The organism is Enterococcus sp. DIV0755b (assembly GCF_051713765.1).
In the GTDB taxonomy this organism is placed as follows: domain Bacteria; phylum Bacillota; class Bacilli; order Lactobacillales; family Enterococcaceae; genus Enterococcus_C; species Enterococcus_C canintestini.
Genome location: NZ_JBIOQN010000001.1, coordinates 269,849 through 284,094 on the forward strand (window position 1 = coordinate 269,849; position 14,246 = coordinate 284,094).

Consider the following 14,246-nt stretch of genomic DNA (forward strand, 5'->3'; position numbering starts at 1 on the left):
AACACATAGGCTGGAAGGACTGCTTTGCAGGACTTCCCCTTAACTTGATTTATAGAACAACATCTAGAGAAAATAAACGGCTCATTGACAATTGAATAAACAACAAGGAGTGATGATTTTTGAAGGCTTATAATCAGAAAATCATTGAAACTCCCACGTACCTTGAAATTTATGATTATGAAGCAATCATTACTCCGAAACAAAAAGCAGACAAAAATGAAACCAATCCAAAACGAAAAAAAGAATTAGCCTGGCTTTATGAAGAAGAAAATACGACTACTGATAAAAGAAAAAACTATGATGAACTATCCGCTCAAGGACAATACGATAGCTTAAAACGAAAACAAAAACACTATCAAAATATGCGATTTGAAATTGCTCGACTCGTGGATATGAACTTTGACAATCAGACAAAATTTTTAACCCTCACTTTCAGAGAAAACATTCAAGACATTGCCTATGCGAATAATGAATTTAATAAATTTATCAAACGACTAAACTACGAACTCTATCACACAAAAAAATCGAAACTAAAATACCTTGCCACGTGGGAAAAACAAGAACGAGGCGCCATCCATTATCACATTATCCTGTTTGACTTTCCTTTTATCTCCTTCAATCGCCTTACAACCATCTGGGGACATGGATTTGTCAAAATCAACAAGATTGATGTGGATAGTATCGAAAATCGTGGATGCTATATCAGTAAATATTTTGATAAGGACTTGGATATGAAAGAGCATAAGAAAAAAGCGTTCTTCAAATCTCAGAATCTCAAAATACCTAGTGTCACAAAACAACTCGTGGACCAACCTTTTGATACCACAAATCAAGACGTGCTTTATACCAATGAGTATCTTGTAAGACGTCCAATATTTTACAGTGCTGTTAATGAAGATGGGAATCCAGAACAAGTGATGGATTTTCAAGAAAGCACTGTTCGTTATACAAAAATAAAGAAGTAACACTACTAATCAATGTCTGTGTTTTCTATGAAAGTGAGTTTATGAAATGAAAAATATGATCTGTCGAAAAGATTTAGAAGAACTTGGATTCAAAACGAATCAAGCTGTCACCATTATTAGACAAGCTAAAGTAAGAATGGTAAACCAGGGATACCCATATTATAATAATAAAAGAGTTGGGGTCGTTCCCCGACAAGTTATTGAAGAAATTCTAGGGATTCCTCTTTCGCAGGAGGAATAATTATGAAGACGAAGTACCCATGTGTCTATCAAGATAAAAATGGTCGGATTTCCTATCTAGTTGAATTAGGTACAGACCAAGTAACTGGTAAAAGGATTCAGAAGAAAGGAACAAAAGATTCTTTAGGTAAACGATTTTCATCCGCTCGTGAAGCACATAAAGAAGTTATGCGCATCAAAAACGAATACATGGTTGCAAACGGCTTTGCTAATTATGATTTAACCTACAAAGACTTCATGGAACAATCTTACGTTCCTCACTACAAAGCATGTGTTCAAAAAAGTACGTGGGGTTCTCGTGAATGTGGACTCACTCAAATTACTGAACATTTTGGAGATAAAAAGTTACGCGAAATAAATGTACGTGACTGTGAGAATTATCGAATCTGGCTACTCAATGAAAGTGGCTATTCCCAAGCATACAGTTCTCTTATGTATGGTATGTTTCGCAAATCACTCGATTATGCCGTTACTCTCCAATTCTTGAATGATAATATCTCCAAAAGGACAAAAGCAATTCCAAAAGGAAAATCGATTGTTCCCTATTGGACGAAAGAAGAATTTGAAAAAGTTTTGGCAAAAATCTATAAAGACGATTTCTATGAACATATGTGCTTTGTATTAATTTGGTTGTACTATATGACAGGAATTCGAGTAAGCGAAGGTTTGGCATTGAATTGGAATGATGTAGATTTCAAGCGGAAAAAGCTAAGAATTCACCATACTTTGGAAATGGAAAATCAAAAAAATTTTATCCGAAAACCCTATACAAAAACTGAAAGTGGTCTTCGAATCATTTCTTTGGATAATGACACCATTAAAGTACTTGAAGAGTGGCAAAAGGTTCAAAAGAATCATGGAGTAGAGCAATTTATTCTTAGTTACACTGATCTCCCTCTTTATCGTTCAACGGTTCAGAGAATTATTCAGCGCTACGCCAAATTAGCAAAAGTTCCCATCATTCAAGGAAAAGGATTACGCCATTCTCACGTCAGCTACTTAATCAATGAATTTAATGCCGATATTCTAGTCGTATCTCAACGACTGGGACATTCGAGTCCCGAAATCACATTGAAGCACTACGCACATTTGTGGAGCCGCAATGATGAAGGAATTGCAGAACAAATGACTGGGAATATCAAATTTACCTATGCAAAAGAATCAAGTGTTGCGAACTTTAACGGAAATCAAGCAGTAAAAATCTAACCCTACCATTTCCCTACCAAATTGAAGAACAGGCTGGAAAAACACTGGTATAATAGCTTTTTAACGAAGCTACTCATATTGAGTGGGAATAAAAAACAGGTGAAATAAATCTCAATTATGAGTACTGAACCAGTCGAGTAATCTCGACTGGTTTTTGTTTTAATTATTTAGAGGAGACTATACTATTATAATGAATCGTTCGACTAAAATTTTTGCTATTTGTGCACTAGCTGTGTGCGTTAATATTATTTTGGGAACAATTATTGCCTCTGCCCGTATCCCTTTTCTTTATTTTGATGTAGTTGGGACCATTTTTGTAGCGGCAAATTTTGAAATGCGTTATGGCATTTTGACCGCAATCGTTACCAGTTTAGTGATTAGTATCATCAGTGGACCACTTTTTTTACCTTTTATTTTCGTCAGTATCGCGATTGCGATTATTACAAATCTGATAGCAAAAAATGGCTTTGACTACAAACGGGCCTTTTTTACAGGCATCTTGATAACCTTACTTGGTTCTCTGATTAGTGCGCCGATTCGCTTAATCATGTTCGGTGGCTTTTCAAATTCTATTACTGATTTTTTGATTATTAGTTTAAAAGCCAACGGACAAAAAATGATTACAGCAGCTTATTGGGGAGCAGTGACTGACAGCATAGTTGATAAGATATTGTCCTGTTTAGTTGTCGCTTGGGTAATGAAACATCCCCTTTTGAATCGTTCTCGCCTACATTTTTAATCTGTCACTAAAAAGCCACCTCTCAAAAAGAAGTGATTTTTTACCAGTCATATGATGACTACCTAATACGTTATACTAAAAGAGATGAGAATTATAAAACCTTTCTCTAAGGAAAATTTTCTCTGCAAAGTGCGCGATTCATGTGTTAATAACTCTTTGGCAACTGGAATTTCGCCAAAGAAAACAACATCTGTCAAATTGAGCAAATGGCACAGTTTGTCATCAGATGTATTCTTAGCAGTAATTTCCATACACCAAAGATTTATTTAATATCATAGCATCACTTTTGTTATGAACAAAAAAAGTTCATAAGCACATAAAAGTATAACGAACTGTTTTGGCTCTCAAGTAGTAAACTGAAATTAAAAAATTTCGACAACTTACTATCCTAGGGAGCCCGTTCGTTTATAATGCTTAACTAAAGAAAAACACAATACCTAAATCATTGTGAAGCATATAATCACTTTATCTTTAAAATAACCCGCTATAAACAGACGCATAAAAAGCGTTTGCTTACAGCGGGTTTTACGTTACTAAAAATAGTCAAATTTTTGGAGTAAACAAAATCTATCCTTGATTTTCAACACTTAGAGTGCAGTTTGTTACATCTAAGTATTTTTTCCATGTACCAGTAAGGGGTTGAAAAAACCACTGGCTTTAACATTGCCTATAAATTTACTTACTTTATACACTTGCCTTTTACTTCTATATATCACTTAAAAAAATCAAACCAACACGCTTCATACTTCCCCATTTTTATAAAGAATCAATTACTATCCAGATCTTGCACATGTTTTTGCTCGCCATCTTTATATACTTCAAAACCATAACTTTCTAAAGCACCAATCATCTCGTTAACAGTATAATCCCGCATGGACGCAGGCGAGAGCACTTTAATCATATCTCCTTGGCTCAATAACCACATTTTCATTCCATAACCATCATTAACTTGCATTTCAATGGTGTAAACATTATCTTCTTGTCGAATAATTTTAGAATTGGGAAAGCGATCCAAGACATAAACTGGATCAAAATAAAATTCCACTATCATGGTAATGGGCTGACCAAAATATGAAAATTTACCGGTCTGATTGCGTAACACGCCCCCTTCATAACGTTCTTTGTATGCTTTGTGGGGTAAATACTCCGCTAGCTTTTGCAGGTTTTCCATGTTGTTAATGCGAAACTTATTCATCTCAGTTAAATTTGCATTGTCTTTACCATAATGATTATCTGAAATCATATAAAAATACATATCCGAAAAATGAATCGCTTCTGGTAGACGTTTCAACGTTTTGGTAACTCCATTTTTTGTATAAGTAAACTCTACCAATCGACTTTCTTGAATCGCTTCACAAATTAGCTGAATTTGATCTAATAAGTCATTTTTGGCTACACCTTCATAATAAAATTCTTCATTACGTAAGAAATTTTGCAATATTTCGGGTTGTTGGGCCATAGAAAGTAACTTTTCGTGCATTTGTTTTAACTCATGGGCATTAAATACGCGACTGCCATAAAGAATTTTTAGCAAAACCAGTAACTCTTCATCTGAAAGTTTTTCTAAATCAAATAAATTCCCGTAATCTTTTAATTGATAATTTCCTTTACCATCACGAGCTACAAAAACCGTTTCACGCATTGTTTTTCCTTCTATTTCTTCTAAAAGAACTTCATCAATAATCGCCATATCCCGCTGAATCGTGGATTCTTTTTTGTCAAATGTTGCCATTAATTCTCTTTTCGTAATCTTTCTACCACGCAACAATTGCAAAAAAATCATTAATATGCGCTTTTGTCCATTCACAAAAAAGGCCTCCTTGTCATTACTTCTCACTCTTTATTATAAACTAAAATTTCTCGCACATAATATTTTCCCACAACTTCAGTTACGAATTATCTTATCATCAAAACCAATTTCCTCCACTCCTTAAAATGCGAGTAAAAACTAATCCAGTTTCAATGGGGCAACAAGGGCTAAAAAAGGAAGAACCGCACCAAAAGTACGCTTTAAAGAGTACTTTTGGATGCGGTTTTTAGAATTTAATTTTGCCTAGCCATTATTTATTTTTTCGATAAAACAGATAAACTACTCCAGCTAATAGCCCCGTTCCACCAATCACCAAATACCAGTTTGGCTGATCTCCTGTTTTAGGATAATGGGTATTAGTTGAGCTGGTGGGTCTATTGGTGGTTGCATCAGACTTCCCTGGCGTAGAATTTGTCGTACTTGTCGTGGAATCTGTTGTCGTTGTGCTATCTGTTGTACTTGTCGTTGAGTCTATTGTCGACTCAGTTGGTGTTTCCTTTTCATTCACCATATTTAACAACAGGACTTGTGTCTCATTTTCTTGGGTCAAACTAAAAGTTAACGGTGTTTGATCAAGAACATAGCCTGGCAAAGTTTTTTGTTCGACAAATTGATAATCTCCAAAAGGTAAATCTTTGACAAAGATACGGCCATTTTCATCTGTCGTATAAGTACCCAATGCCGTACCGTCCGCTTTTTCCAAACTGAACACAACGCCACTCATTACCATGTCACTCGTATCTCTTTTTTCAAGGGCAACTTGGCCTGTAGTAGTAGTTTTCTTTTGGTTTGTAATCGTTAGCGTTTCTTCATCTGTTTCGGCGTTACCGACAAAGAGATGGTACATTTTCCCATCAGGTTGATAGCCAGCAGGCGCTTTTGTTTCAATTACGTCATATTTGCCAAAAGGTAGATTATTAAAATAAGCTTCCCCCTGTTCATTTGTGGTGGCCTTATGACTAAACTCTCTTTCATGATCGTTACGAATGGCAAATTCTGCCCCTGCGAGTGGTGTGCCGCTTTCATCTGTTTTAATGATTTTACCACTACCAAGTTGGACTGCGGTTTTCACATTTGTCCACTTTTCAACCGTAAGCACATTTTCTTCATCATAACCGACGCTAACTTTTTTAACCAGATTGGTACTTCCATAGCCAAGGGGGGCTTTTAATTCCCGCACTTCATAAACGCCTTGGGCTAAATCATCAAAACGCACCATACCGTTAGCATCTGTTTCTTTTTCATTATATTCTCTTTGACCTAATGCGCGCACCCCAAAAATTGCCCCTGGGAGTGCTGCACCAGTATCTTGATCGGTTTTCTCAATTTGTAAAGAACCTGTCTTGAAGACTTCTTTTTGGTTGGTCCAGTTGCCAATATTGACATCTTGTCCTTTTTCACTGACTTTTACAATTAATGGTCGGGGTGTTAATTCATAGCCCGGAATAGCTTTTAATTCTGCTACCGTATAAAATGCGCCTGCTTTTAGATCGGTAAATTGAACTACACCCTGACTATCCGTCTTTTTGGTGATAAAATCTCGTTGTCCTAATTCCCGCACCCCAAACTCAACGCCAGCTAAGGCTTCTCCTGTTGTGGCATCAATTTTTTTCAGTTGAATGCTCCCTTTTTTTGCTACTTTAGCTTTATTTTCAAAGTTAATCACTTTCTTTTGCTCTTGACCATCCACATAAACAATTTGCGTTTGTGGCGCAATTTCATAACCTTCTGGTGAAGTTAATTCAACAAGTTCATAAAAACCAGGTAGAAGATCACCAAATTCAGCATTACCATATGCATCTGTTTCTTCTTTGATAAAATCATGTTCCCGCAATCCTCTTAAACCAAAGACTGCACCAGATAAGGATGCCTGATTTTCAGAATCAAATTTATGAATCTCAAGGCCAACTTTCATCATCAGTTCTTTTTTGTTTTCTAAGGTCAGTTGAATTGTTGTTTTTTCTTCATTAATCGTCACTGCATGAACAGTTGTAGATAATTGATAACCTGCGGGCGCTTTTGTTTCTACTATTTCATATTCGCCATAGGCCAAATTATTAAAGCTTAAATCACCAGCTTCATCTGTTGCTTTCACCGCGATAAAATCGGTGTCCCCTTTTTTACGAATACCAAATTCAGCTCCAGCAAGAGCCGTTTTATCGGCGGCATCTTCTTTGTGCAACTGCACTTCCCCGTCTTGTTCTTGTTCAATCTCTGGTAACCACGGATTATAGAAGTTATGGATCTCCATGCCGTCACGTTGATGTAAATTTTTGGCAAAAACGTAACCGTTAATACTACCTGAGTGATAAACTATCGTCGCATTAGGAGCGATCATACTCCCAATGGTAAAACTATGGTAATAATTTTTGCCATTATCTTTACCATAGTTATCCGACCCATCTTCTGCAATACCAGGGCGTGATGTGTCAGGATAAGAACCGTCATCTTCTAAATAATTTGTAATGCTTTGCGCATTGGGAAAATAAAAGGAAACTTTACTGGCTAATTGACTATACGTCCCCACATCTTGTTGGACAGCGCCAGCAATACTGGTTCCATTCATCACAACTTTTGTAGCTGTGGAACTGACAATAATTTGTTTGTAACGACTCCCTTGGAGATATTCTGCGGGAATAGAAAGTGTTTTAAGCTCTAAAGAATCTTGGGTACTCGTTGGTTTTAAAATCAATACTTGGGCGTCACTTTTTGAAGTGACTAAGTTAAAATTGTCCCCTTCATAAACTGTTTCCCCTAAATTAGTTGTCAATTGCGTTAATTTTTCAGTTAACTGGTCTTGTTGTGCTTGCAGTTTAGCAAACGCACTATCAATGACACTGTCACTAGTTTTGTAAGCAATAGCTGAAAACCATTCCCCTAAATTTTTATAAATCCAATCGTTCATATTCATCCGGCCTACTAGCCAGCCTTGCGTTTTCTCATCATTCGTCCGATTTTCGACGACTGGTTTTACCCAATCATTTTTGGCGCGATTATCAATTTTACCCCCAATCAAGACATTGACGTACTGATCTGGTCGAATCGGGTCTCCGATTGTCGTGTTCACTTCCCGAAATGAAGCACCATAAGTAAATGTTTGTAAATCATCAGGAAAAACGCTATCGCCTTTTACCGCTAATGCACCTTCAGTATCGGCCATGTTTGCCGAATGTTGTCCGGTTAAATAAGCATTGTAATCCCAAAGATTCCCCAACTTATCTTCATCTTCTGCTGGTAATTCTGGGACAGTTGCTCCTTTTACCGCTTTACTTGTTGCTTTTTCTTGTGTTGTTTGAGACGTACTTTGATTAGTTATTTGCTTTGTTTTTGGTGTACGTGTACTTTCACTGATACTTGTACTTTCTTTACTGCTGGTGGCAGTTTGACTTTGCGCAGTTTGTGTACTCGTTTGCACTCCGCTGGTAGCCGTTGCTGATACATCTTTAGTTGTCGTGGTATTTTTTGCTGCAATATCAACCGTCACAGACTCTACATCATTTTGATTTGTACCTTGTTTGGCGCTAATCGTGTATTTTCCGACCGCATCTACCTTGTAATGATATGTAACAATACCAGCCATCACATTCTTTTTAGTCAATTGCAATCCTGTATCTGGCGTCACCGTAACCATTAAATTATCAGGATTTGCAGTTGTTACCAATAGTTCACCTTGATCTGTAACTTGTGTCGGCTGTGGCTGAAATGTTAACGCCAATTTTTGATCTGCAGCCAGTACGGATCCAGAAAAAATAACAGGCAATAAAATTGGTAAAACCAACATTGCCGCAAAAAGAAACTTACCCAACCTTTGAACCTTTCTTTTCATGCTAATCCCCCCTTTTTTGCGAGTATATAATTCTCAAATCAATCTTTCAAGTAATTACCATTTTGACAAGAAAACGATCACAAGAAGTGGGTTATTAGCGCCATAATTCAAACTTTTTGACAAATTAATTTTTGCTAGCTTTAAGACTAAAACCTAGAAAAACGTGTTAAAAAAAACGATTAAAATAACGAACAAAAATGGAATTTAAAATTTACCAAAACCGCACAAGTATGATTGATTCAATTTCATTTCGAATATAAACCTCTTTAAAAAGAGCCCACCTAAATTTATTTCGTTAAATTAAATCTTTTTATCTCTATCTAGATAAATAAAATCAAACAATTTTTTCTCGCCTTTTATTAATGCTACACTGTAGAAAAAGGAGCGTAGCAGATGAAATTCAAATTGAGTCATTTAGATAAGCAACTACGTGTCGTAGGTGCCTTTTGCAGCCTATCACACAAGTAAAATCACCCAAAACTTTCAAAAAAGTCCAATGGCTTTATAAAAAACTTTATGCCAAAAAAGACCCAAAAGTGACGACATTTTTTATCGTGAAGAATGGATTAAAGGAAACGCCGGCAATAAGATTCGTCTTTGTATTTACGGCCCTAAAAACCCCACGACAACAAAACCTACCACCGGGCTACTTTGGCTCCATGGTGGTGGTTATGCCAATGGCTTGCCAGAACAAGAAACAGGAACAATCGAAGAATTTATTCATACAAGTGAGACAATCGTAATTGCGCCAGATTATCGTCTATCTATTGAAGCACCTTTTCCTGCGGCTTTAGAAGATGCTTATGCTAGTCTTTTATGGATGAAAAACAACGCAAAAACGCTTGGTATCAATAAAAACCAATTATTTATTGGTGGCGAAAGTGCAGGCGGAGGTCTGACGTGTTGTCTTTCTGTTTATACCAAAGACAAAGGTGAAGTAAACATTGCCTATCAGATACCACTTTATCCAATGTTAGATGACCGGATGCAAACACCTTCAATGCAAGATAATAATGGGCCCTTGTGGAATATTACCTCCAATAAAACTGCCTGGAAACTCTATCTAGGTACAGCTTTTAAAACAGATGATGTTTCTGTTTACGCTGCGCCAGCCCGTCTTAACACCTACGCAGGATTACCGCCGACTTATTCTTATGTAGGCCGCGAAGAACCCTTTTATGATGAGACCAAAAATTATATCGAGCAGTTGCAAAAAGCCGGTATAAAAGCGCAGCTAGACGTCTATCAAGGCGTATTTCACGCTTTTGATTTAGTCGTTCCTAAAGCCAAAATTTCCAAAAAAGCCCATCATAACTTGATGAAAAATTACAAAATGGCAACAAAAACGTTTTATCAAAGCCAAAATTAATTTATTTTTAGTTTCGCCATTTTTGCGACCCTAATCTCAAATCTAAAAGTAAATTTTTGCAATCAAAAAAGACGAAATAGGCTACTGTGTTAGCTTGCTAAAATCTATCTTCTTTTAGCAAGTACAGTCAGACTAGCTCGTCTTATTTTTTTGATTAAATTAGTGGACTATTTCTATTTTACTGAGTGGATAAAAGCGGAATTTCATTACTCCTTCAAGATTATTTTTGGGGATAAGACCTAAGACGCGGCTATCTGCCGAATTTTTACGATTATCTCCTAAAACCAAATAATAGTCTTTCGGAATTTGGGTTTTATTGCGTAAGTTATCCGCCACTTTTTTATCCAACTGCAAAACTTCCGTACTGTCTGGTAAATTACTGGTATAGCGCATAGCTTCAAAATCTTCTACAATACTTTTTTGGAAAAATAAATACATATTCGTTCCTTGAATCACAAATTTATCACCTGGCATTGCGATGACCCGTTTAATATAAGTTTCTTCTGTATTTTTTTCATCCGGACGAAAGGTAACGATATCAAAACGTTGAATATTTTGTGTTTTTTTTATTAGAATACGATCGCCGTTTGCTAAGGTTGGCAGCATAGAATTGCCAACAATTTGATGGGCTTTGTAGTTGGTCAAAAAGAAAATACAAAATGCAATCGCTACAAATAATAAAAAGTAATCCCAATACTTTTGTAATCGTTGCTTTCGACGGTGACGTAAAATAAGGGCGATTTGAGCTTGTGACAACTTTTTACGCTTTCTTTTTTGAGTCATTGTAGGCGATGTAATTTGTGATTTTTGCTGCTTTTTCTTTATTTCTGCCATCACCTTCAACTCCTAAACTGCATCGTAGAAATAGGAAAAATTATTCCACTGGCAACGCCTAAAATATTTTCTTTGGCAATCAGACCATAGTCACGACTATCCATACCAAAACTACGGTTATCTGCCAAAACCAAATAATGATTTTCAGGAATTCGTTGCTTTTTTGTTCCACGAATATCCTGCAACGTAAAATTTTGCGTCAATTGATAATCTTGCTCTTTAGCTGCTAATAACTCCTCACTTAAGAAGCGTTCCGGTATTTCGCGACTTCCCACGTATAAAATATCGTCGTAATAACGAATATCTTCTCCCGGTAAACCAATTACCCGCCGAATTGCTTGTTTGTTTTGCCCAGGGATGTCAAACGCGATTAAATCAAAGCGCGTGATCTCTTTATGTTTGGCTAAAAGTAAATGATCACCTGCTTGCAAATTAGGCAACATGCTAAAATCTTCAACTTGCCAAACGCGAAAGAATGCTAAGAAAGTACCGATTACCAATAGACTAAAAATCAGGATTGTAATCAGACTGTCCCGCCAAATTTGCTGACGCCTTTTTTGCTCAATATGACGAGCTAGGATACTAAGTTGATAGGGCGTTAATTTCTTTTTCATCATTAGCCCTCCTATTCTTGTTGGAGGGCAGTTTTATTGACCTTAAAGTGCTCAAAAACTTTTTCCTGGGCTAATTGCGTTCTTTTTATATCATTTAAATAACCGGTATTGACATCTTCTGTTTTTAGCTGGGTAATGGAAAGTCCAGCTAAATTAATTCCTAATTGTTTCATGCGGGTGTAGAGTTGTTTTAAGACCAATTTTTCTTCTTTTCCTAATCTTGGTTCAGGAACATTTGAGCCATAACTAACCAAACGCGAAGACAGTTCATAAATAGTCGCTTGCGTCTTTTTTTTATTACTACTATTGGGAAGTTCGGTTAATTGTTTTTCCAATTCTTGCAAGATAAAATAGCCTTGCACTACATTTTCTGAGTCTTTGGCGGTCAAACTGGTAGATTGGTGATACTGAATATAAAAGCTTCCACCAGCAAAAACTGCTGCAAAGATCAGCGCAAAAACTGCATGATTTCTTTTTTTACTAATTTGATTCGTCAATTCCAGTCGATACTCTAGCCAAGCACGTCGCTGTTTTTTATTGGGCTTTAGTGCACTAACTTTACTTAACTTTTGACTACCTACAGTCCAGCCAATCAGTGAAATAACTAAGAAAATTACCGCGAAAATAGCCAGTGATAAGAGGATGACAAAAAGCCAATCAAGTAGTTCCATCACTACCTCCCCCTATTCTTTTTTCTTTTTCGCTGCTAATTTTTTGGCAATTAATTCTTTTTTGCGACGCTCTTTATTCATTTTGCGGACAATTAAATAAATGAGCAGCAACACCAGTAATAGACCGCCGACAATTAGTAAAATCAAACGCCAGTTCAGTCCTGGTTCTTGTACCAAGGTTAAATCGCGTGCATTGTATTTATCTGCTTCTTCATCGGTAATGGTGAATTTTTGCTCCCATTCCCACCGGCCACCTGCTTCCGTTGTTACTAAAATTTTAGCCCGATAATCTCCCGGCACCATTTCCGAACCTTCTAAACTAACCGGAAAATCAATCATCGAGTTTGGGGCCATGCGCATTTGTGATTTTTTCGCATCATATACTACTTCATCGGCATCTGCTTTCATAATCTGCACATCTGTCGTCATACCATCAACAAAATCTGGTTGGATATTGGAATAATTCACATTGATCACATTGCGATGATTTTTAGATGTTGCATAAACCCGATTTAATTTCATTTCTTGTTTTATGTTATCTGTTTTCTTCTCACTTAGTAACATGCCGGTTAGATAGGCAAACTTATTGACTACCATTCCTTGTTGGCTTTGAGATTTTGCCCCTTCCGCATCTTTTTCCTGTAATAAAATACCACCAGCAATATAGCCTTCAAATTCTGATTTAGGCATTGTAATTTCGATATTTAAATCTTCTGATGAATTGGCCGCCAGTTTGACTTCTTTTGGTACTTTTATAATCGATTCAAAAGGATATTTTAATGATTTATCATTTTCAATCGCATTATTACTATACTCAATCACACCACCACTGTTGGTTTTTCCACCATAGGCTCCCACCAAAATGGTGATTTCTTTGTCACCTGTATTGTTCAACTTTATTTTGACTGTCTGTTTTTGTTCTGGTTTCATTAACAAATCAAAATAGCCGACACCCTTATCTATTTGATTTTCCGGTCGGATGACTTCATAAGAGAAGCCACCTTCCACCTCACCGCTCTCATCAGCGTAACTGATGGTTGCATTTCCGAGAAATAATCCTGTTATGTAGACTAAGATTATTCCCAACCAGGCCTTTTTATTCATGGTACACACCCCTTTAGTCATTAAATCAGACGGCTACTTGAAAATGACCACACACCGCAGCCGTCTGAATGGTAAAACTATGTCTTACAAATTATCGTGCATCACCAATTGTCCACGTAACCTCACCGGTATATTCACCTTCTTGCATATTTACTGCCGCCGGTACTTTTAAGGATACGCTATCGTAATTATCATAATTATCATTTTCATCGTAACCAAAAACTAAATCAAATAGACCACGACCGCCATCTGCATCTTGATTGTTGTTTACTATTTCAACCGGCTCATCTGAAATTTCAACACTCGTTTTAACTCCAGTTTGAGGAACTTGTGCGGTTGGTGTTGGTGTTACTGGCAGAATAGAAATATCGTCATAAAGAATCGAGGCACCCTCTAATGTACTACTCGCATTTGTTTCGTGTGTAAATGGTGATGTCAGTTGCGCCATAATACTATGATGATTTTGTTGACCATCAGCTCGAATATCCATATAGCGAACAAAATGCGCCATTGTTACATCATCTTCTGTACCTGTTGCTTTGGTTGTAAAAGGTTTCGCAAAATATTCGCGATCCGCATTCCCGACAGGAATTGAATGCGTGTCAAAGTCTAAATCCGTTACCGATACAATCATTAATGGCCCTTTATCTGGGTTAATTTCGGGTTCATCAATTTCAGGTTCATCTTTTCCTGGTGGTGTTACTTCAGGAATTTCTGGATTACTTTGGTCAAAGCGAATCACACCTTTTCCCGTAACTTCTTCTGGGGCTGCACTTGCGACTGGGGCAACCACGCCTAACGCCAATGCTCCTAGTAATGCTGTGGTAGTTAATTTTGTAATGTTTTTCATCTTCTTTTCCTCCAATTT

General features: G+C 36.8%; 12 protein-coding genes. 5 read left to right on the forward strand and 7 right to left on the reverse strand.

The features are described 5' to 3' along the window. Nucleotides 1-119 precede the first annotated feature (119 nt). The 4 genes from IGI65_RS01485 to IGI65_RS01500 all read left to right on the forward strand — a co-directional run bounded on the left by IGI65_RS01485 (nucleotide 120) and on the right by IGI65_RS01500 (nucleotide 3,150). Entirely contained in the window at nucleotides 120-965 is an 846-nt protein-coding gene (locus IGI65_RS01485; RefSeq protein WP_438773009.1) for a rolling circle replication-associated protein, read from the forward strand. Between the two features lie 46 nt (nucleotides 966-1,011). Further along, nucleotides 1,012-1,206, forward strand: a complete 195-nt coding sequence (locus IGI65_RS01490; protein WP_095803326.1) for a DUF3173 domain-containing protein — start codon at nucleotides 1,012-1,014, stop codon at nucleotides 1,204-1,206. A 2-nt stretch (nucleotides 1,207-1,208) separates the two neighbouring features. Then, nucleotides 1,209-2,411: a tyrosine-type recombinase/integrase gene (locus IGI65_RS01495; RefSeq protein ID WP_438773010.1), complete on the forward strand. Its 1,203-nt coding sequence runs from the start codon at nucleotides 1,209-1,211 to the stop codon at nucleotides 2,409-2,411. Between the two features lie 190 nt (nucleotides 2,412-2,601). Next, nucleotides 2,602-3,150 (forward strand): ECF transporter S component, encoded by a 549-nt coding sequence (locus IGI65_RS01500; protein ID WP_438773011.1) that lies wholly within the window; start codon nucleotides 2,602-2,604, stop codon nucleotides 3,148-3,150. Between the two features lie 766 nt (nucleotides 3,151-3,916). On the opposite strand, the gene IGI65_RS01505 is transcribed toward IGI65_RS01500, so the two are convergent. Together IGI65_RS01505 and IGI65_RS01510 are read right to left on the reverse strand one after the other, a co-directional pair. Next, nucleotides 3,917-4,957 carry a helix-turn-helix transcriptional regulator gene (locus IGI65_RS01505; RefSeq protein WP_438773012.1) on the reverse strand — a complete coding sequence of 347 codons (1,041 nt, stop codon included), beginning with the start codon at nucleotides 4,955-4,957 and terminating at the stop codon, nucleotides 3,917-3,919. Nucleotides 4,958-5,210: 253 nt separating this feature from the next. Then, entirely contained in the window at nucleotides 5,211-8,786 is a 3,576-nt protein-coding gene (locus IGI65_RS01510; RefSeq protein WP_438773013.1) for a SpaA isopeptide-forming pilin-related protein, read from the reverse strand. Between the two features lie 601 nt (nucleotides 8,787-9,387). Here IGI65_RS01510 and IGI65_RS01515 point away from each other — a divergent pair. Then, the gene (locus IGI65_RS01515) at nucleotides 9,388-10,155 is read left to right on the forward strand and encodes an alpha/beta hydrolase (RefSeq protein WP_438774400.1); all 768 of its coding nucleotides are present in this window, start codon (nucleotides 9,388-9,390) and stop codon (nucleotides 10,153-10,155) included. 159 nt (nucleotides 10,156-10,314) lie between these two features. On the opposite strand, the gene lepB (IGI65_RS01520) is transcribed toward IGI65_RS01515, so the two are convergent. The 5 genes from lepB (IGI65_RS01520) to IGI65_RS01540 all read right to left on the reverse strand — a co-directional run bounded on the left by lepB (IGI65_RS01520) (nucleotide 10,315) and on the right by IGI65_RS01540 (nucleotide 14,228). Next, a complete protein-coding gene (gene lepB / locus IGI65_RS01520) occupies nucleotides 10,315-10,989 on the reverse strand; it encodes a signal peptidase I (protein ID WP_438773014.1) in 675 nt (224 codons plus the stop codon). A gap of 5 nt (nucleotides 10,990-10,994) precedes the next feature. Then, nucleotides 10,995-11,606, reverse strand: a complete 612-nt coding sequence (gene lepB, locus IGI65_RS01525; RefSeq protein ID WP_438773015.1) for a signal peptidase I — start codon at nucleotides 11,604-11,606, stop codon at nucleotides 10,995-10,997. An 8-nt stretch (nucleotides 11,607-11,614) separates the two neighbouring features. After that, nucleotides 11,615-12,274 (reverse strand): hypothetical protein, encoded by a 660-nt coding sequence (locus IGI65_RS01530; protein ID WP_438773016.1) that lies wholly within the window; start codon nucleotides 12,272-12,274, stop codon nucleotides 11,615-11,617. Nucleotides 12,275-12,286: 12 nt separating this feature from the next. Further along, the gene (locus IGI65_RS01535; protein ID WP_438773017.1) at nucleotides 12,287-13,378 is read right to left on the reverse strand and encodes a DUF916 and DUF3324 domain-containing protein; all 1,092 of its coding nucleotides are present in this window, start codon (nucleotides 13,376-13,378) and stop codon (nucleotides 12,287-12,289) included. A 91-nt stretch (nucleotides 13,379-13,469) separates the two neighbouring features. Then, nucleotides 13,470-14,228, reverse strand: coding sequence for a WxL domain-containing protein (locus IGI65_RS01540; protein ID WP_438773018.1), 759 nt, complete (start codon nucleotides 14,226-14,228; stop codon nucleotides 13,470-13,472). Nucleotides 14,229-14,246: the final 18 nt, after the last annotated feature.